General features: G+C 37.6%; 15 protein-coding genes. 7 read left to right on the plus strand and 8 right to left on the minus strand.

Annotation, left to right across the window (positions count from 1 at the left end; all coding sequences use genetic code 11):
- The first annotated feature begins 720 nt into the window (after positions 1-720).
- Both ES724_RS00005 and ES724_RS00010 read left to right on the plus strand, forming a co-directional pair.
- Entirely contained in the window at positions 721-2,991 is a 2,271-nt protein-coding gene (locus tag ES724_RS00005; RefSeq protein WP_146928050.1) for a PAS domain-containing sensor histidine kinase, read from the plus strand.
- On the plus strand, positions 2,951-3,397 hold the full coding sequence (locus ES724_RS00010; RefSeq protein WP_146928052.1) for a response regulator: 447 nt from the start codon (positions 2,951-2,953) through the stop codon (positions 3,395-3,397). The genes ES724_RS00005 and ES724_RS00010 overlap by 41 nt, the downstream gene beginning before the upstream one ends.
- Before the next feature lie 111 nt (positions 3,398-3,508).
- Here the strand turns inward: ES724_RS00010 and ES724_RS00015 are convergent, their stop codons facing one another.
- A complete protein-coding gene (locus ES724_RS00015; RefSeq protein ID WP_146928054.1) occupies positions 3,509-4,591 on the minus strand; it encodes a transporter substrate-binding domain-containing protein in 1,083 nt (360 codons plus the stop codon).
- 220 nt (positions 4,592-4,811) lie between these two features.
- Here ES724_RS00015 and ES724_RS00020 point away from each other — a divergent pair, with 220 nt between their 5' ends.
- On the plus strand, positions 4,812-5,156 hold the full coding sequence (locus tag ES724_RS00020) for a hypothetical protein (protein ID WP_026836801.1): 345 nt from the start codon (positions 4,812-4,814) through the stop codon (positions 5,154-5,156).
- Positions 5,157-5,183: 27 nt separating this feature from the next.
- Here the strand turns inward: ES724_RS00020 and ES724_RS00025 are convergent, their stop codons facing one another.
- The 3 genes from ES724_RS00025 to ES724_RS00035 are packed head-to-tail and all read right to left on the minus strand — an operon-like array spanning position 5,184 to position 9,049.
- Positions 5,184-6,074 carry a carbohydrate kinase family protein gene (locus tag ES724_RS00025; protein ID WP_146928056.1) on the minus strand — a complete coding sequence of 297 codons (891 nt, stop codon included), beginning with the start codon at positions 6,072-6,074 and terminating at the stop codon, positions 5,184-5,186.
- A complete protein-coding gene (locus tag ES724_RS00030; protein ID WP_146928058.1) occupies positions 6,061-7,680 on the minus strand; it encodes a glycoside hydrolase family 32 protein in 1,620 nt (539 codons plus the stop codon). The genes ES724_RS00025 and ES724_RS00030 overlap by 14 nt, the downstream gene beginning before the upstream one ends.
- 52 nt (positions 7,681-7,732) lie before the next feature.
- The gene (locus ES724_RS00035; RefSeq protein ID WP_026836804.1) at positions 7,733-9,049 is read right to left on the minus strand and encodes a sugar porter family MFS transporter; all 1,317 of its coding nucleotides are present in this window, start codon (positions 9,047-9,049) and stop codon (positions 7,733-7,735) included.
- A 358-nt stretch (positions 9,050-9,407) separates the two neighbouring features.
- Between ES724_RS00035 and ES724_RS16855 the strand changes: the two genes are divergently transcribed.
- Positions 9,408-9,536: a hypothetical protein gene (locus tag ES724_RS16855; protein WP_262712787.1), complete on the plus strand. Its 129-nt coding sequence runs from the start codon at positions 9,408-9,410 to the stop codon at positions 9,534-9,536.
- A gap of 399 nt (positions 9,537-9,935) precedes the next feature.
- Here the strand turns inward: ES724_RS16855 and ES724_RS00040 are convergent, their stop codons facing one another.
- Positions 9,936-10,637: an arylesterase gene (locus ES724_RS00040; RefSeq protein ID WP_146928059.1), complete on the minus strand. Its 702-nt coding sequence runs from the start codon at positions 10,635-10,637 to the stop codon at positions 9,936-9,938.
- A 70-nt stretch (positions 10,638-10,707) separates the two neighbouring features.
- On the opposite strand from ES724_RS00040, the gene ES724_RS00045 reads away from it, so the two are divergent.
- Together ES724_RS00045 and ES724_RS00050 are read left to right on the plus strand one after the other, a co-directional pair.
- Entirely contained in the window at positions 10,708-11,394 is a 687-nt protein-coding gene (locus ES724_RS00045; RefSeq protein WP_146928061.1) for an ABC transporter ATP-binding protein, read from the plus strand.
- On the plus strand, positions 11,394-13,952 hold the full coding sequence (locus ES724_RS00050; protein ID WP_246136782.1) for an ABC transporter permease: 2,559 nt from the start codon (positions 11,394-11,396) through the stop codon (positions 13,950-13,952). The genes ES724_RS00045 and ES724_RS00050 overlap by 1 nt, the downstream gene beginning before the upstream one ends.
- A gap of 202 nt (positions 13,953-14,154) precedes the next feature.
- On the opposite strand, the gene ES724_RS00055 is transcribed toward ES724_RS00050, so the two are convergent.
- Positions 14,155-16,752, minus strand: coding sequence for a M14 metallopeptidase family protein (locus ES724_RS00055; RefSeq protein ID WP_146928063.1), 2,598 nt, complete (start codon positions 16,750-16,752; stop codon positions 14,155-14,157).
- Positions 16,753-16,918: 166 nt separating this feature from the next.
- On the opposite strand from ES724_RS00055, the gene ES724_RS00060 reads away from it, so the two are divergent.
- Positions 16,919-17,890: an ABC transporter ATP-binding protein gene (locus ES724_RS00060; RefSeq protein ID WP_146928065.1), complete on the plus strand. Its 972-nt coding sequence runs from the start codon at positions 16,919-16,921 to the stop codon at positions 17,888-17,890.
- On the opposite strand, the gene ES724_RS00065 is transcribed toward ES724_RS00060, so the two are convergent.
- Both ES724_RS00065 and mtgA read right to left on the minus strand, forming a co-directional pair.
- Entirely contained in the window at positions 17,887-18,330 is a 444-nt protein-coding gene (locus ES724_RS00065) for a GreA/GreB family elongation factor (RefSeq protein WP_170249821.1), read from the minus strand. The two genes, ES724_RS00060 and ES724_RS00065, sit on opposite strands and share 4 nt — an antisense overlap.
- A gap of 1 nt (position 18,331) precedes the next feature.
- Complete coding sequence (gene mtgA / locus ES724_RS00070) at positions 18,332-19,003, minus strand: monofunctional biosynthetic peptidoglycan transglycosylase (RefSeq protein ID WP_146928069.1); 672 nt, start codon at positions 19,001-19,003, stop codon at positions 18,332-18,334.
- Between the last annotated feature and the right edge of the window lie 88 nt (positions 19,004-19,091).

Here is a 19,091-nt window from a genome sequence, read left to right on the forward strand (position 1 = left end):
TATAAAAGGATAAGGTCCTATCTATCGGTCGATATATCTTATGATTATCTAGCCATCGGTTGACTCTTACCCCCTTTCACTTATATCTGTAAAACTAGAAATTTATTCCAAATGCAAACATAGGAGCCATCGGGATGCATCGAATTTTTAAAAGTATTTTCCAGTTCATACATCTTATGTTTGCCCCGAGGTTCTTGATTAAGGTCGGAGATACAAAGTATTTCCGACTTTATTATTTATAAAAATCCAATAGTAAAATATGTTGAAATTAAAAACGCCTCTTTTGATAAAACTGAAAACCAGGTTTTAAAAAAATCTAAATCATAAGTACCTTTTATACTCCTTATAGAAACATAAAAAATTATCTTAAAGTTACTTGATGTATATGGCGGAGGTCCTTTGAAAACAGTATCCGCCAATAATAAGCCATTTCCATTTTATGGGAAGAGGCCTTTTTTGGTTTTAGAAGCTCTTTCGGTTCCTTAAAATTTTGAGATTGCCTATTTAACATGTTTTGCTGATTCCTCCTTATCGGAATAGCGTTTGTAGGAAATTTATTACGTCTATTTTCGATTAGATTTACTCATTTGCAAATAAATATGTTAAAAGTATTAGATTTTACAGTTCTGAGTTAGGCAGATTATATATTTTTTATATTTTCCCCTATGATATAATTAATTGTTATAATAATGTAATTAATTATTGAAAAAATAATTTCTAATGACCTACCATCAGAAAATTTTTAAAAACATGCCTTTTCCTTGCCTCTTATTTGAGAGAAGAGAGGGGGATTTTGTTATTAAAGAGCCGAATACTCAATTCTGTAAGATTACAAATAGTAATGAAGAAGAATTAAAAGGGAAATTAATTGAAGAAGTTTTTCCTCAAAATTCATTTTCATTAGGCTTAAATGAACTCGTCGAATCTTTTAAGATCGCATTTACAAGTCAGGAGCCCCACAAAATAGATGTTCTTAGATATGATCTCTATGATAAGCAAAATGATAGTTACCAAGAGAAGTACTGGGAGATTGAGAATATACCTTTACTAGATGAAAACTTTGAAAGCGAATATATTTTAAATGTGGTTAAAGATATAACATTTGAAGTTTTAGAGAGTGAGCGGTGCGATGTTCTGCAGTATAATCTTGATACCAAAACTGAAAACCACGAAGAATTTATTGAACGAATCACTGATGGCCTTTTTTCTTTAGACCTGGAAGGGAATTTTGTGAGTCTCAATAAGGGCTTTATCGATATTGCAGAAATTCCTGAGTCCGAATTGTTGAAAATGAATTTTCTGCCATTTTGCGGTCAGGACCATCGTGAAATCATCGTTAAAAAGTTTAATGTAGCTATCGGTGGAAAAAATCAAAAATTTGAGGCAAATTTTATTTCGGGAAAGGGAAGAAATATGGTCCTTGAAATTTCACTTGTTCCCTTAAAAAATGACGGGAGAATAACTGGCTTATATGGTATTGCAAAAGATATTAGCAGGTTAAAAGAATCTGAAAATGCTTTATTACAAAGTGAAAGAAAATTTAAGGCACTGGTTCAACAAGGTTCAGATCTTATTGGAATACTTGATTTAGAGGGAAAATATAAATTTGTTAGCGAAACTTCATATCCTGTCCTGGGTTTTACCCAAGAGGAACTTATTGGTAAAACGGCTTTTGATTTTATTCATCCCGGGGATAAAGAAAGGGTAATCAACCAATTTTCAGAATTGGAGTTGAAAAAACAAATTGAAATCCAACCTTTTCGTTTCAAAAGTGCTAAAGGAGAGTGGAGATGGATCGAAACAAAAGCAACCAACCTTGCAAACGATCCAAGCGTTGATGGTATTGTGACAAATTCAAGAGATGTAACAGAACATATAAATTCTCAAAAAGCAATTAAAGAAAGTGAAGAACGATATCGCTCTTTTTTTGAAAATAGTATAGATGCGGTTATGGTAACCATTCCAGATGGTAGCATATTAGCCGCTAACCCCAGTGCATGTAAAATGTTTCAAAGAACTGAAGAGGAACTTTGTTTGTTGGGGAGATCAGCAGTAACTGATCCTATGGACCCACGACTGGCAGAAGCTCTTAAATTGAGAAGAGAAACCGGCACCGCTAGTATGGAGCTTACTTTTGTTCGGAAAGATGGTTCCAAATTCCCCGGTGAAATTACTTCCTCTATTTTTAAAGATGCTAATGGCAATCCACGTAGTTCATTGATATTAAGGGATGTTACAGAAAGGAAGCTAACAGAAAATAATCTGCTGAAATTAAATAAAGAGCTTAAAAATTATACTAAAGAACTGTTTGCTGCCAATGAAGGTTTAGAGCAATTTTCCTATATAGTTTCTCATAACCTAAGGGCTCCCATTGCAAATATTATAGGTGTTGCAGATTTGTTAGAAAAAAGTAATCAGCCTGAAGAGATTCGGAAACAATTACTTAAAGAGATCTTCAATAATATTGGTCGTTTAGATAATGTAATGCAGGATTTGAATGAAACTTTAAAACTCAACGCTGAATTGTCAAAAAAGCGGGAGTCCGTAAATTTAGAAAGCTTAACACAAAACATTATAGCTTCAAATCAGAATTTAATAGATAAAGAGAATGTTAGTATTATAACTGATTTTGGTGCAATTGATAAGGTTTACACCGTAAAAAGCTACCTCTATAATGCCTTTTTTAATCTTATTTCCAACAGTATTAAATATCGAAAACCTGAGGTTTCTCCAGTAATCGAAATAAAAACTGAGCGTCTAGACGATCAAGTAATCATTCATTTTAAGGATAATGGTTTAGGAATAGATCTGGAGAAAAAAAGAGATCAAATTTTTGGTTTTTATAAGCGTTTTCATAACCATGTAGAGGGGAGAGGTCTGGGATTATTTATGGTTAAATCACAGCTAGTAATGCTCGGAGGTCAAATTAAAGTAAAGAGTTCATTAGGCCATGGAACAGAATTTACAATCTACTTACAATATAATAATTAAAGCTATGGATACTTTTAATTACATGGTAGTTGATGATGATCGCACCAATAATTTGATTTGCCAATTGATGATTCAAAAGTTTGATGCGAGTGCAGAAATTAAATTATTCTTAAAGCCGGAGGAAGGCCTAGAATATATTGAAAATTATGTGGATAAACCCACAGTGCTTTTCTTGGATGTAAATATGCCTACAATGTCAGGCTGGGAATTTCTGGATCAATTTTTAGAATTTAAACCTGAAGTTAAAGAGAAGCTTCATATTTATATACTCACTTCGGCTATTCAGAGTTTTGAAAAAGAAAAAGAAACATATCCATTCGTTAAAAAAATTTTGTCAAAACCTCTTAAAAAGGAGTATTTAATAGAGATGAAAAATTCATTTGAAAACAAGTATAATCTAAGTTGAACACTATTTAAATCATTGATGTCTAGCCCTAAATAATTGCCAGCTGATGTCTCAATTACTCAATTATCCTTTTAATTTTTACCACTGTGAAACATATAGAGCCAAAATGTTTTATTGATAATCCTTTACAAGATTGTTCCACTCCATAGTTTTTAAAGTGGCGATAAGTACCGGGTTGATTTTTTCCACAAGACCCGATCTTTTTGGAAAACTGTAACTGTAATAATCTCTTTTCAATGTTTTCTGAAGTACTTCAAGTTCACCATTTAAATTTCTCCTGTCGATCTCATATTTTAATATTGGCTGGTCATAAACAAATAAAGCAGATTTCTTTTCCTGAATTTTTTGAATACCCTCCCGTTCATTGACTACTTCTTCACTTCTTATGTTGTATTGATCAAGAAGCTCCTGGGCACTTGATCCGGCTACTGAAATAACTTCAAAATTATCCAAGTCATGAATGGAGTTTATCTCGTCAGATATATTTTGAACAGTAAGAGAAGATGCAATTCCCGCAGTTAAACTGGAGATCATAATTATAGCCATAAACATCCAGATTAATCCAATGAACCGCCCTCCAAAGGTTTTAGGAGATTTATCCCCGTAACCAACGGTGGTCATAGTTACAGCACTCCACCAAAATCCTTGGAAAACTCCTTTCAATCCACTTCCAAATTCTTCTTTATTCTTTTTCCTTTCAAAAAGCCATACAAGAAAACCGAAAAGAAGGATCACACCCAACAGGATAAGGATGGCAGATATAAAGTTCCAGCTAATTATATTGGCCAGATAAGACCAGATCATAGTTTCACTTTTTTTTGCGATGCCTGTATAGGAAATAAAATATGGCTGGGAAAAATCCAGTCGTTTCATTCTTGAATTTGTCACCGTTACCGGGTTGATACTTAAATCTACCTCATTATTTTCAACGGCCTCCATTAAACTTACAAGGGAAGGATACGTTTTATACTCATATTCCAACTCTAGAGATTCATTAACAAGTTCCCATGAGGAAATACTCAGTCCAGAAAATTCACCGCCCTCCTCTACTATAAAAGGAGGAGTTTCCGTAATACCTATAACAAGTTTTTTATTTGTACCCGGTGCTGTTAAAGAATCTGATGTTACCTGTGCGCTCCCTATTTCTGAAAAAAAGAAGATATTAATTAGAAATACGGCAATAATAGATTTCATGTTCCTGGTTTTGGTGAACTCCCAAAATAAGAATTTTTTTTCGGCTGAAGCGAATGAAAAAAGTACTTTGCCAGATTTACCATGGCAACCACCGAGCAATGATAGATTAAAACAAAATTATGTCCTTCAGCAAATTGTGTAAATTTAATACAACTTTATATTTTTCAATTTCTACAAACAACCTAATGCATTACCTTTGTTTGTAATAATTTTTCAGAAAATGGAAGAAGAAAAAAAAGATATTTATCAAACTGCCGAAGTGATCTTGATGATCATTAAATATGAAGGTGAGATTGAAGATGTTATTGAATATCCCTTAGAATTTGAAGCCGCTTACAAGGAGTTGCTAGAATACAAGATCATAAAAAAAGGAGAGGAGAAATACCTGCCAGACCTTAATTTCAATAAAGCTCACGAACTGGGCTTCAGTAAATATGTTGAAACGATTAACAAACCATCAAAATTTAAACAATACATCACCAGCAAACCAGCCCTAGGCGTATTAGCCGGTGCTGTTTTGGTCACTGCCGGTTACCTGATGCGGACTGAAAAAAAGTATAACTGATCAAGAAAATCGAGTCAAGCCTAAATATTACTTCGGAAACATAAAATTTTGAATCTGCCTTGTTGTGATTTCAGGATTTGCGCCATTACTTCCGGCAACAAGGGCTCCCATAGCACAAGCAAAATCCAGTGCGGTTTGAGGGTTCTCTTTTTGAAGTAATTTTGCGGTTAATGAGGCAAGGAAGGAATCTCCGGCACCAACAGTGTCTTTCACTTTAATTTTATATCCACTATTATAATACCATTTTTCCTTATGAAAAAGTACAGCTCCGTGATTTCCTTTGGTGACACAAATTGTATTTGGCAGAAAGGTTTTGGCTATAAACTTTATATTCTGCTCCAGGGAATTGAATTTCGAACCCATCATTTCTGAAATTTCAAATAATTCATCATCATTGAATTTTACGAAATTTGAAAATCGCAGTAGATGTTCAAGCACCTCTTTTTTATAATGTGGCGGACGTAAGTTGATATCGAAGACTTTATAGGTTGCCGTCCTTAGTAACTCGAATAAGGTATTCCTGCTAATTTCATCTCTGCAAACCAGACTTCCGAAGATGAATACATCCGATTTTTTGGTGATGTCCTCTATGATATTTGAAACTTCAATTTTATCCCAGGCCGCCGGATGTTTGATCTCGTAAGATGCAGAACGTTTCTCATTTAAAATTACCTGAACCTCCCCGGTGGGATAGTTGGAAGTACTGGAAACCGCATCTACAGATATCCCTGAATTTTTTAAATAATCACGGATTTCTTCGCCGTTTTTATCCGCTCCAATCTGACTTATAACTGAGGTTTCAATACCCAAAGAATTCATCCTAAAGGCGACATTCAAAGGAGCACCACCAATTTTTTTATGATTTGGAAATACATCCCATAAAACTTCCCCAAAGCAAACGGCTTTAATTTTTTCCATCTGCATTCTTATTTCCAAAATTAAAATGGCTTATCTCTATATTTTTCAGTTCAAAATCCCCTTCGGCTTTTACAGAAAATGAGGTGTAGGGTTTTTTAGGAAAGAAAATCTCGGTCATTAAAGTTTCTCCTTTATCATAAAACAATTCAATGGAAGTCCTGTCCAGTATCATTAGCACAGATAAAGTATCCGATGAGGAGGTGCGGGGGCCATAGGAAATAGTTCCTGCAAATTCATCATTGAAATCTATGATTCCTGACTCTTCCCTGTTGATATAAAATTGTTTTTTAGAATGCTTATATCCAAATTTTAAATTTTCTCCTTCTGCATTACTTAAACTGAATTCATAGTTCGTTTGCTTCAGATTGGGAATTTCAAATTTTATTTCGGCCCTGGTAAGGTCTTTTTCTGCCTCAGAAGCAATTTCAGCCGAATTTTTTACCATAAGTTGATTCTTCTGAAATAGGGTTTCCTTGTAGGTATCGAGTTCTTTTACCGGCATAGAAAATATCCTGTAGGTATCACCCACTTTTTTCAGGCTGAGTTCTCTTGCAACTGTCATTGCGCTTCTCCAGGTTTCAGTAGGGACTTCTTGTGCATATAGCCAGTTGGACATCCAGCCCATAAATAAATTTCGCCCGTCACTATCGGGAATATTCGACCAGGTTACGCCGGCATAATTATCTTTTCCATAATCTATCCAGTGATCATGTTTTTCAGGAAGGTTTTCCATAGAAGGATCCACCTTAAACTCCTTTCCATTAAAATCCCCAACGAAATATTGAGTCCCGGAACCGCCATTAAATCCACCGGGATTGAGGCTTTGAATGAGCACCCATTTAATTTCTTCAGAATTCTCCACCTTCATTGGAAAAAAGTCCGGACATTCCCAAACTCCGTCGTGAGCTCCGGTTTCTTCTCCAAAATCTGAAAGCAGTTCCCAGTCTTTTAAATTTGGTGATCCATAAAACAGGCTTCTATCTACAGTAGCCAAAGCCATAAGCCATTGTTGATTTTGTTCATCCCATATCACCTTAGGATCGCGAAAATCTTTTATATCCGGATTGGCTATTACAGGATTAGCTTCATATTTGGTCCAGGTTTTTCCTTCGTCCAGGCTGTATGCAATTGCCTGAGACTGATAATCTATCCTACCCTCTGCTTCCCCTTTTGGGTCGTGGTAGGTGAATATTGCAACAACTGGCGGGGTAGTTCCATCTCCAAAACCCGAGGTGTTATCAACATCTACTACAGCACTTCCGGAAAAAATATAGCCAAGTTCATCCGGTTCCAATGCGATAGGCAGTTCCTCCCAAGTCACCATATCTTTACTCGTTGCATGTCCCCAATGCATGGGGCCCCAAACATTCCCTTCAGGATAATATTGAAAGAATAAATGATAAGTACCATTTAGGTAGAACATTCCGTTAGGATCATTCATCCAGTTTTCCTGAGGCGTAAAATGGAAATTGGGACGAAAGATCTCATCTGCGGCTACCTCAGCAACTTCCAGTTCTTCGGAATCCTGCTTTTCATTATTCTTACAAGAAGAAAGGCTCAATATGCCAAATATTGCAAGACTGAGTATTGTTTTGGTTTTTTTCATTTCTGAATTTTTAATCCCTCATTGAAGGTTTAATTCCCCCGAGGTTCTTGATTTATTTAAAAGATAATTCTTCGCTGAGTTGCTCCAGGGATTTCCCTTTGGTTTCTGGCATTATAAATAGGACGAACAATAACTGAAGGAACATCATAAAAGTGAAAAATGCAAATACATAACCTGCTCCTATCGTAGAAAAAAGATAGGGGATCATAGCTGGAATAATAGCAGCCAGAACCCAATGAGTGGAAGCACCGAAAGATTGACCTGAAGCTCTTAAATGGTTTGGAAAAACTTCAGATATAAACACCCAAATTACGGCTCCCTGGCCTATGGCATGGGAAGCAATAAACAGGAATAGGAATATAGGGATCCATAATCCGCCCCAATTAAGAAAAAATGCAGCTGCTACCAGGCCTAAGGAAATAATGTATCCAATGGAGCCAAAGAGCATCAGTTGTTTTCTACCGAGTCTGTCAATAAGAAAAACCCCCAGTAACGTGAAGAGCAAATTTACTACTCCAATTCCAATGCTGCTTAAAAGTGCTGTACTTACTCCCAAACCTGCCTCTTCAAATATTCGGGGAGCATAATAAAGGAATGCGTTTATTCCTGATAACTGATTAAAGAATGCGATAAGGAAGGCCAGCAGAAGTGGGAACCTGTATTTTCGCATAAAGATATTTTCCCCTGATAATTCCACTTCCGATTGTGCCTTAATTTCCACCATCTTTTGCTTCACATCATCTTCAGGATTGATGATGTGAAGCACTTTTTCGGCCTCTTCATACTTTTTCTTAGAGATTAACCAGCGGGGACTTCTGGGCACAAAAAACACAAAAATAGTATAGAAAACAGCGGGGATCGCTTCAACACCCAACATCCATCTCCAGGGTTCTGCCCCGGTATTTCTAAGAAGATAGTTCGATAAAAATGCGATCAAAATCCCTAAAACGATATTGAATTGATAAAGGGAAACCAAACGGCCCCGGTCTTTTGCAGGGGCGATCTCTGAAACATAGGTAGGTGCGGCAATTGTGGAAACTCCTACTCCTACACCACCCAAAAATCTAAAAATCGCGAAGGTTACGGGGTCATTTGCAAATGCCGATCCCACGGCAGAAATCACATAAAAGATTCCAATCCAGATCAGGGTGGTTCTTCTACCTAAGCGGTTGGTGGGGATACCACCAAAAATTGCTCCCGCCACGGTTCCCCATAACGCCATGGTCATAACCACGATTCCATGATAAGCATCAGAGGTTCCCCAAAGTTCCTGTAATTGCTTGTCTGCACCTGAAATTACAACGGTATCAAAACCAAATAAAAAGCCGGCCATAGCGGCGGTTATAGACCATACCAAAATCTTATTCATATGTATATGTTTATTGTTTTTTAATCCCTCATTGGGGATTAATTCACCTTCTCTCTAGCTATCGGGAGCAATTCGCATATCTTCAGCAGTGCTTGTATCGTATTCACTTGATGCTCATTTCATAAGTGGTTATTTTTAGGTTATATGAAATTAGCATAACTCGATTGAGACTAGCAAAGAAATTCATGTTAAGTTGATCTTATATAGAGGATTTAGGAGAGTGTTCAGCTGTTCATCAGAAATAAATAACTGGTATCCATATTTAAATCTACGTAAATTTAAAATAATAGTTGAGACCTATCATAAGACTTCATAGAACTTATAAAACATAATTTCCTGCTAAAATTTGTTAATTGTAGTGCCTTGGAAAAATGCGATTGAAATTGAAGTGGAAGATCTTAATTCAAAAACCGATTCCTATCCCGAAATAAATATTATTTTTTATCCTATGGATGGTAAAAACTTCCTAGTTGGATGTATCTCTTGAAAAGGACAAAAATGATATGGGTTTGTTCCCGACCACATATATCAAAAATGCCGCTCAAATTTTTAAAAATATGGGATACCGATTATATAAGTTTTCATTGTCGTCCGACAAAAAATATAAGATCGCTGCGCTGCTAGATTCAAGACGTAAGACTTTATTCCAACTAATTGAAAATCAATATTTTAATCTGTATAAATTTTTGAAAAAGGAAAAAATAATTCTGTGTTCCAATAGCAAGCTTCTAAACATTGAAAACAGTCTTAATCCCCGTTACTTCTAGCCTCACCGAAATCCAGAATTTTTTTACCGGACAATACTAATAAGTTTTATATTATTCTGTTAGACTACGCTCAGAAAGATGAAAATTAAGCGGAAGGGATTAACAATTTAAGTTTGTATTTATAAGGAATTCTCTACTTTATCTTTGACTATTGGCCCTAGAACATCCCAAACATTCTCTGCCAGAATCTTTTGTCCTTCCGCTGTGGGATGAATTCCATCTGACTGGTTAAGTTCAGGGTTTCCACCCACGTCTTCAAGTAAGAACGGAACCAGATAAACATCATTTTTTTCAGCAAGTTCGGGAAAAATGTTTCTGAAGCCTGAAGCATATTCCTGCCCCATATTTGGAGGGATTTGCATTCCTGTGAGAATTATTTTTGTTTGAGAATTTTTTGCTTGAACTGTGTTGATAATTGCCTGTAAATTATTCCGGGTCTCCTCCAGCGGAACTCCCCGTAACCCATCATTTGCACCTAATTCCAGCACGAAAATAGCTACATCCTGATTTAGTACCCAATTGATCCTGTTTCTTCCAGCAGCTGTGGTTTCCCCGCTTAAACCTGCATTTACAACTTCATATTCCAGACCCAAGGAATCGATCTTTTCCTGAATTATTGCAGGAAAGGCATCTTCCGGATCAAGGCCCATTCCGGCTGTAAGACTGTTACCAAAGAATAAGATAATTCCATTTTCTTCAGAAGTTTCCTCACCAGAAACCTGCTCTTCCACAACAACTTCTTTGTCCTTTTTTGCTGTTTCACCACAAGAAGTTAACAGAAGGAAAGCAAACAAAACATAAAATATCGACAAGTTTCTCATAGCAAAGGTTTTAAATCAAAATCATTTCTTTATTTTGTTTTATCCGAATTAAAAATTACAAAATCTAAAGATGGCAAAGATATTAAACGTTCACAACTTAGATAAGACCTATTCCAGCGGATCTAAAAAACTGACCGTGCTGCAGGATATCAGCCTCAGCATTGAAGAAAGTGAAACTTTTGCCATTGTTGGACCTTCCGGAAGCGGAAAAACAACTCTTCTTGGGTTATGTGCAGGACTTGACAGGCCCAATTCCGGATCTATAGAATTGTGCGGAACAGAAATTGAAAGGCTTACTGAAGACGAAAGGGCAGTCCTACGAAATAAAAATGTAGGCTTTGTTTTTCAGGATTTTCAACTCCTTCCAACACTTACGGCTTTAGAAAACGTAGCTGTCCCTTTGGAACTTCAGGGATCTAAAAATGCTTCCAAAATAAGCCGGGAACTACTTGAAAAAGTTGGATTAGGGGACCGATTTCATCATTATCCAAGTCAACTTTCAGGAGGGGAACAACAGCGGGTTGCTGTGGCAAGGGCTTTTTCCAATGAACCTTCAATTCTTTTTGCAGATGAGCCTACAGGAAATCTGGATGCTGAAACCGGAGAAAAAGTTATTGACCTTTTGTTTAACTTAAATAAAGAATCAGGTACAACTTTGGTAATAGTAACCCACGATCTTGAGCTGGCACAAAAAACACAACGCATTCTTAGGCTTAAAGGTGGAAGAATCATTGAAAACCCAATATCCGCATCCTGATGAATAGCGACAAAGTCACCACATCCTCGCGGGCCAATTTTGGGTGGATCTTAAAAATGGCCTGGAGAGACGGGAAAGCCAGCGGGAGCAAACTGATCCTTTTTATGGCGTCCATTGTTTTGGGGATCGCTGCGGTAGTTTCCATTCAATCCTTCGGTCAAAACCTTAAAGAAAACATTCAGCTACAATCTAAATCCTTGATGGGTGCCGATTTTACTATTGACAGTGATAAACCTGTTAATGAGAGGGTGCAGGGAATTATAGATTCTCTTGGCGGTGCAGGCGCCCGGGAAATAAATTTTGCTTCCATGGCAGCTTTTCCTTCCACCCAAGCTACAAAATTGGTACAGGTAAGAGGCATTGAAGGGAATTTCCCTTTTTATGGAGAACTGGAAACAGAACCTGCTACTGCTGCCAATAAATATCAACAAAAAGGAGCCGCTCTTGTAGATGCAACTCTTATGCTGCAACTGGGGCTGAAGACCGGTGACAGGATTAAAATTGGTGAAATAAGCATCCCCATAGCAGGAACCCTTATATCTGTTCCCGGAAGCACTTCGATTTTCAGTTCTATCGCGCCACCGGTATTAATGCCTTATGAACTTATTGAAAAAACAGGACTGGTGCAAACCGGAAGCAGAATAGGTTATGACTATTATTTTGTAGCAGATCCCGGGACTAGCATGGAAAAACTGGAGAACAGCCTGGAGGATGTTCTAGACATTAACGATGCCGATCTGGACACCCATACTTCTACAAGTGAACGTTTAGGCCGCAGGTATGAAAATTTTGGAAAGTTCCTCAATCTTGTCGCCTTCATCGCTTTGCTTTTGGGATGTGTAGGAATAGCAAGTGCTATAAGTATCTATATAAAAGGAAAACTACGTGCAGTTGCAGTTTTAAAATGTATTGGAGCTTCCCGGAGACAAACTTTCCTCATTTATCTCACTCAAATTGCTTTTATGGGATTGCTGGGAGGAATAATAGGAACGGCCGCAGGTATTTTACTTCAGCAACTATTCCCATTATTCTTAGGAGATTTATTGCCCGTAGATGTGCAAATGAGCTTTTCACCACGTGTAATTTTAATGGGTGTTTTACTTGGGGTTTTTATGTCTGTTTTATTTGCACTCTATCCATTGATGGGAACTTTGTATGTTTCCCCACTTCAGGCTTTGAGGGTTCAAGGTGAAGGGAAAGAAAATTCAGGAAAAGCAGGAATTTTGGTTTTAGCAGGGATATTCATTTTTATCCTTCTTTTCTCTTATTGGCTTCTGGAAGACTGGAGATATTCCCTTGCATTTGTGGCAGGAATTGTTATAACCTTTTCTATACTTTCAGGAATAGCCAAATTGTTTATGAAAGCTATTAAAAAATACTTTCCATCCTCCTGGGGTTTTCCTGCACGACAGAGCTTATTAAATCTCTTCCGCCCGCAAAATCAAACGCTCACTTTAATCCTTTCTATTGGGGTAGGAACTTTTCTTATAAGTACCTTATATTTTACAAAAGATGTATTGCTCGCACAAGCCTCAATTGAAGCTCAAACTGACAGTCCCAATATGATCCTGCTCGATGTACAAACAGGGCAGCAGGAAGAAGTGGCCCAAACTATTTCAGGAAGTAATCTGCCAGTAATAAATAATATTCCAATAGTCACTATGCGGGTTAACAGCATCAGAGGAAAACCAGTTAACGAGATCGAAAAGGATTCAAGTTCCGGGGTGAATAATTGGATTTTGAACCATGAGTTCCGGGTGACTTACAGGGATTCTATCATTGCTTCGGAAACTATCGAACAGGGAGAATGGGTTTCTGATATTGGGGACACAGAGCTTGTACCTATATCCATTAGTGACAATTTTGCTGAAGATGCAAAAGTTTCCGTGGGTGATAGATTAACTTTTAACGTTCAGGGAGTGCTTTTAAATACCGTTGTAGGAAGCGTAAGAACCGTTGACTGGAGCCGGATGCAGATGAATTTTTCTATTGTTTTTCCTGAGGGGGTTTTGGAAGATGCACCACAATTCCGTGTATTGACAACACTGGTTACCGACGAGGAATCTTCAGCACGACTACAACAGGAACTGGTAAGTAAATTTCCTAATGTTTCTATAATAGATCTCAGGCAGGTTTTAACTGTTATTGAAGGACTTCTTGCCAAGATCTCCTGGCTTATCAATTTTATGGCCTTTTTCAGTATTCTAACCGGAATCATCGTCCTTCTTGGTGCTGTACGCACAAGTAAATATCAAAGGATCAAAGAGAGTGTATTGCTAAGAACCATCGGCGCCACAAGTAAACAGATTTTAAAGATACTGGCTTTAGAATATATCTATCTTGGAGTTATTGGATCCTTATCAGGAATATTGCTTTCCCTGATCAGTAGTCAATTATTAGCCTGGCAGGTTTTTGACACGCCTTTTGTCCCTTCTCTGTTCCCGTTCCTGGTACTTCTACCTGGAATAAGCCTTTTGGTACTTATAATTGGTTTGGCAAATAGCATAAGTGTAATAAAAAGCCCTCCCCTTGTAGTGCTAAGAAAAGAAGGTTTGTAAAATAATCCGGTTCCTTTAGGCACTTCACAAGTCTTATAAATATTTTTAATCAATGCGTTTACTTTGAAGGAATTAAAGATGAATATTGATACTAAAGGCTTCAAAAAAACACCTACTCTGAACCATTGGCTCGAAAAGCCTGCTTTTTATTTCTTCTCAAGAATACTTTCTCAGTTTTCTAAACATTTTTCAGTACAAACTATTAATTACCTGCATTTGGAACATCGATAATTGGTCCGAAGAAAAGCGCGTTGAAAAACAGCTTATTCGTACCATACCAGGTTCCCCTAAAATTAGGGTTATCAATAAAAGAGATCACCTTTCCTGAACCAACTTTACTCACCATAATAGAACTTGTACCAGGAAGCTTCTCAAGGTTTTCTTTGGAAACATATCCGCTAACCAAAGGATTCTCCTTATAAATGGCCACATTGCTGTAAGGATTCTTAGATTGTTTAAGGAGCGTATTGGAATTCCTGTAAACCAGTAAATCCCTGTCCGTATATCCAAAACCTAGGGGGTGTGTGGTATCCAGGTCTACACGGTAAATGGAACCTCCAATTACTTTTGCTCCTTCTCTGGCTTCTGCACTCGCATAATCATACCGCAACTTCCCGGCATCTTCCTCTACCAGCGTATCGCTTTCCTTAACCAGTTCTTCATTGATCAGTTTATTATTGATCGCCCAGTTAACAGCCGATTTTTGAGCTATAAGGGTTCCACCATTCTCAACCCATTCTTTGATCCTTTTTACACCCGATTCTTGCAGAAGGCTATAATTTCCGTCCACCATAATCAGCTCATTATAATCTTCAAGGTTCAACCTTTCAAAATCCAGAATATCAACCTTGGGCAGTGGCATATCAAGTTTCATATCCATCAGAAACCATATCTCTCCTGCTTCATAACTGGAAACACCTTCTCCAATAATCATCAGTGGTTTTGGAGAGATCACTTTTTCAAAGTTCCTGCTTCCCAAATCAATTCCGGAGCTGCTCAGGCCTCCACTTACAGCCTGGATATCTAGCTTATGCTCAATTGCAACATCCTGCAGAAGCTTATGTAAGTTTTCCGAAGACATTTTTTGCATCGCTACAGGCACAAGGATACTCCCCGGAGTATATTGTTTTACGCCATTTCCGGTTTGAATGCTGAAAGACTGGTATGCTGTTTTTGTAATCACCTCTTCTTCCAGTAACTCCTGAAGCACCCGGGGCGCGTTGTAATCCTGCCAGCTGAACAAATATGCATAGTTACTTTTATTCAACGGATAATTTTTTGCTGCAAGGAAACTGGAATCTATTTGTTCTCCCAAACCGGCCGAACTGAATTGCCTTGAACTCAAAGTCGCGGAAGGTAGGCCGTAGGCGTGAACCATTGACCAGGCTGAAGTGTCGTAAAAAAGGCTGTCGTGGAATTCCACAACCGTATCAAACATGGTCGCAACCATCCTGAACTGGGCCTGTTCCCCGGGAACGATATATGAGGATTCCTTAGCAAAGTTGCGGTTAGCAGTTTTTAGATCCTTTTGTGACTGATATACCTTGATCTTATGTTGAAGCAAAAGATCTATGAAAGCCCTTGCTTTATTCTCATCGCCACCATCGCTGAAAATATATCCTTCCCCGGGATGATCTTTAGCCTGTTCTATAGCCGATTCAAAATATTCTTTCTGATGTTTGAGAAAGACATTTTTATTTTCCACCGCAGCTTTTACAGTAGCAATGCTATTCACCAGATGATTCCTGATGGTAAACGGAAAAGAAAGATCCCCGTGGATACTTTCCTGAAGATGTCCCCGCGAACTAGCCTGTTCAAAAACCAGCCCCAGGCCTCCCTGAATATCCGGATAAGTGGACCCGTAACCGGGATAGGAATTGTCAAAGACCTCCTTTGTGAAATATAAGGAGCCGATCTTATTCATCGCATTGGCAAAATAAGGCTCTAACAAATAGTTCAACTGATCGTAATTGCTTCTGGGGATAATTGGGTTTTCAGATCCGTATTGTTTTGTCGGTTCAAAAAAATAGGTGCTGTTTGCACCCATCTCATGAAAATCTGTCACAACATTGGGATACCATTTATGATAAAATTTCAACCTCGCCTGACTTTCAACATGTGCCAGCGGCAACCAGTCTCTGTTGAGATCAAACCAGTAATGATTTGTTCTTCCGCCGGGCCAGGCTTCATTATGCTCACGGTCTACTGCACTTGCCACCGGCGGGAAACCCTTATGGCTATTTACCCAGGTGGTATGACGATCCCTGCCATCCGGATTCAGTACCGGTTCTACAAAGATCACTGCTTTTTTAAGATATTCCTCAACCTTTGGATCCTGAGAAGCAGTAAGATACCAGGCTGTTAACATAGAAGCTTCACTGCTGGAAGGTTCATTTCCATGAACATTATATCCCAACTGTATTATTACCGGCATTCCTTCAAGGGAAGGTAAAGACACCTGAGGATTGGTAAGTTTTAAATGTTCTTCCCTAATACTTTCCAGATTTCTATAATTCTCTTGGCTGGTGATGGTAGCTACAATCATCGGTCTTTGTTCATAGGTCTCTCCTATTTCCTGCACATGAACTTTATCTGAAAGCCGGGACAGTTCTCTGAAATAAGCAACAATCCTGTCATGGCGCGTATGAAACTCCCCAACATCGTAACCAAGAAATTCTGAAGGACTCGGAATTTTGGGATCAAAGGAACCCTGGTTTAGAAAAAAATAATCTTCCTGAGAGAACAGCGGAAAAGACAGAAATAAAAAAATTAAAATTAAGCTGGTATATCTTGTTTTCATAAAAGAAATTTGATTGTTTTCAATATTTCAGGCTCCTTTAAAAAAGCAATTATAAAATTGGCGGAAGGATCTAAATGAGGCTTCAATATAATTATAAAAATTAAAAGTTCCTTCCTTTAGGAAATTGTTTCCGACCTTGTTATTTAATAGAATCCAATAGCTAAGTATGTTGAAATTAAAAAATGTCACTTTTGGTTACAATGAAAAACCTGTTTTAAAGAAAATCACATTACAAATTGCTGAAGGAGATCATGTATCCCTGATCGGGGAAAGCGGTTGTGGAAAAAGCACCTTGCTTCAATTGATCTACGGGCTTCATCACACTAATGGCTTAGTTTCTTGGAATGAAAAGGAGTTAAAAGGGCCAAATCACAATTTGGTTCCCGGAGAACCCTTTATAAAATATTTAGCGCAAGATTTCGACTTGATGCCTCCTCTTACTGTGGCAGAAAATGTGGGAAAACATTTGAGTAATACTTATCCAAGAAAGAAAAAGAAACGGGTCTTAGAGCTCTTAGAAGTTGTAGAGATGGCAGAGCTTGCAAATACAAAAGCAGGAGATCTCAGTGGAGGACAACAGCAGCGAGTTGCTTTAGCCAGAGCTCTTGCCAACACCCCAGAATTGTTATTACTGGATGAACCTTTTAGCCATATAGATCATTTTAGAAAGAACAATCTTAGGCGCAAACTCTTTGCTTACCTCAAAGAAAATAAAATCACCTGCATTATTGCTACCCATGACAGCACCGATGCGCTTTCGTTTGCAGATAAAACCATTGTGCTTAAAAATGGAAAGATCCATGCAAATGAGACTCCTCAGCAACTTTATAATAATCCGCCAAATAAGTACATCGCATCGCTGTTTGGAGATATCAATGAAGTGATGTTAAAAGAAATCTCACCTAAAGAAACAAGTAGAAAACTGATCTTGTTATACCCTCACGAAATAAAAATGGTTAAATCTTCAGACATAAAAGTTGAAGTGCTTGCATCTTATTTTAAAGGAGATACTTTTCTTATAAAAGCGGCTCTAAAAAAGCAGATCATCTATTTTGAAAATTCGGAAGAAATTCAAGTTGGAGAAATCGTGAATCTAGCAGTAGACAAGAATCTTATTGCTTCTAGAATCCGAAGCTAACTTATTGAAACGATAGTTCCAGAAACAGCATTAAAACTAAAAGAATCTCCTACAGATTTACCAATTAATGCCTGGCCTATTGGAGAACCAGCGCCAATTACATATGCTTTTTTGTCGCCTACTATCACTTCGCCTATTGGAATACAGATAAAATAAATAGCGTTAGTAGCTTCCACCAAACTTCCCATTTTAACTATCTCGGTAGCTGCGTTACGCTTTGCAAGCTCTAAAGTAACCTGTAGTTTTTGAAACTGTTGTAATTGCGTAGAAAGCTTGTGTATCTCTATATTGATCATCTCTCTACTAGTTTCATATTTATCCCCAGCGCTACTCTTAGATTCATTGGTTAAAGCCAATTCCAGATCTTGTATGGAATGGGATATTCTAGCTATCTTTTCTTCCAAATAGCCTTCACACTTTTTATAAAGTTCCTCTTTCATTTTAATTTTTAATACTGAATGGTCCATAATTTCGCATTTGGCGAACGATCCAAGTTTTTCTTCGTGCAATATAACTACTTGCGGGGTCAGCTCTATAAACTCTTGGATTTGGTAATATGGCTGCGATAGCTGCCGCCTCGTAAGTATTCAATTTTGAAGCTTGTTTATTAAACCAATGTTGGGAAGCAGCTTCTGCACCATATACCCCTTTTCCCATTTCAATACTATTTAGATAGACTTCCATAATGCGCTGTTTGCTCCACAGGGTTTCTATAAGAAAGGTGAAATAAACTTCCATACCTTTTCTAAACCAATTCCTACCAGGCCATAAAAACACATTTTTAGCAGTTTGTTGAGAAATAGAACTCGCACCGCGAACACGTTTTCCTTTATTGTTGTTTTCAATAGCTTTTTCTATGGCTTTCATATCGAAACCGGAATGATTCAAAAAGTTTTGATCTTCACTGGAAAGTACTGCCAGTGGCAAATATCCTGAGATCTCATTATAAGAAACCCAATCATGTTTGATAGGTTCTTCCGGGTTTTCAAAATATCTAATTAACATTAGCGGGGTTAAAGGAACCGGAACCCATTTATAAAGTAATACCATGAATATGCTAAAGCCAATAAGGCCAAGGATAAGCTTTAAAAGGAACCTGAAAAATTTCTTCATATTATAATTTAATGTAAACAATCATTTCGAAAGTTCAAGAAGCAGAAGGCTTGAAAACCAATTTTCAAAACTGAGAAAGTCCTTGGAA

The sequence above is a fragment of the Gillisia hiemivivida genome (assembly GCF_007997295.1).
In the GTDB taxonomy this organism is placed as follows: Bacteria; Bacteroidota; Bacteroidia; order Flavobacteriales; family Flavobacteriaceae; genus Gillisia; species Gillisia hiemivivida.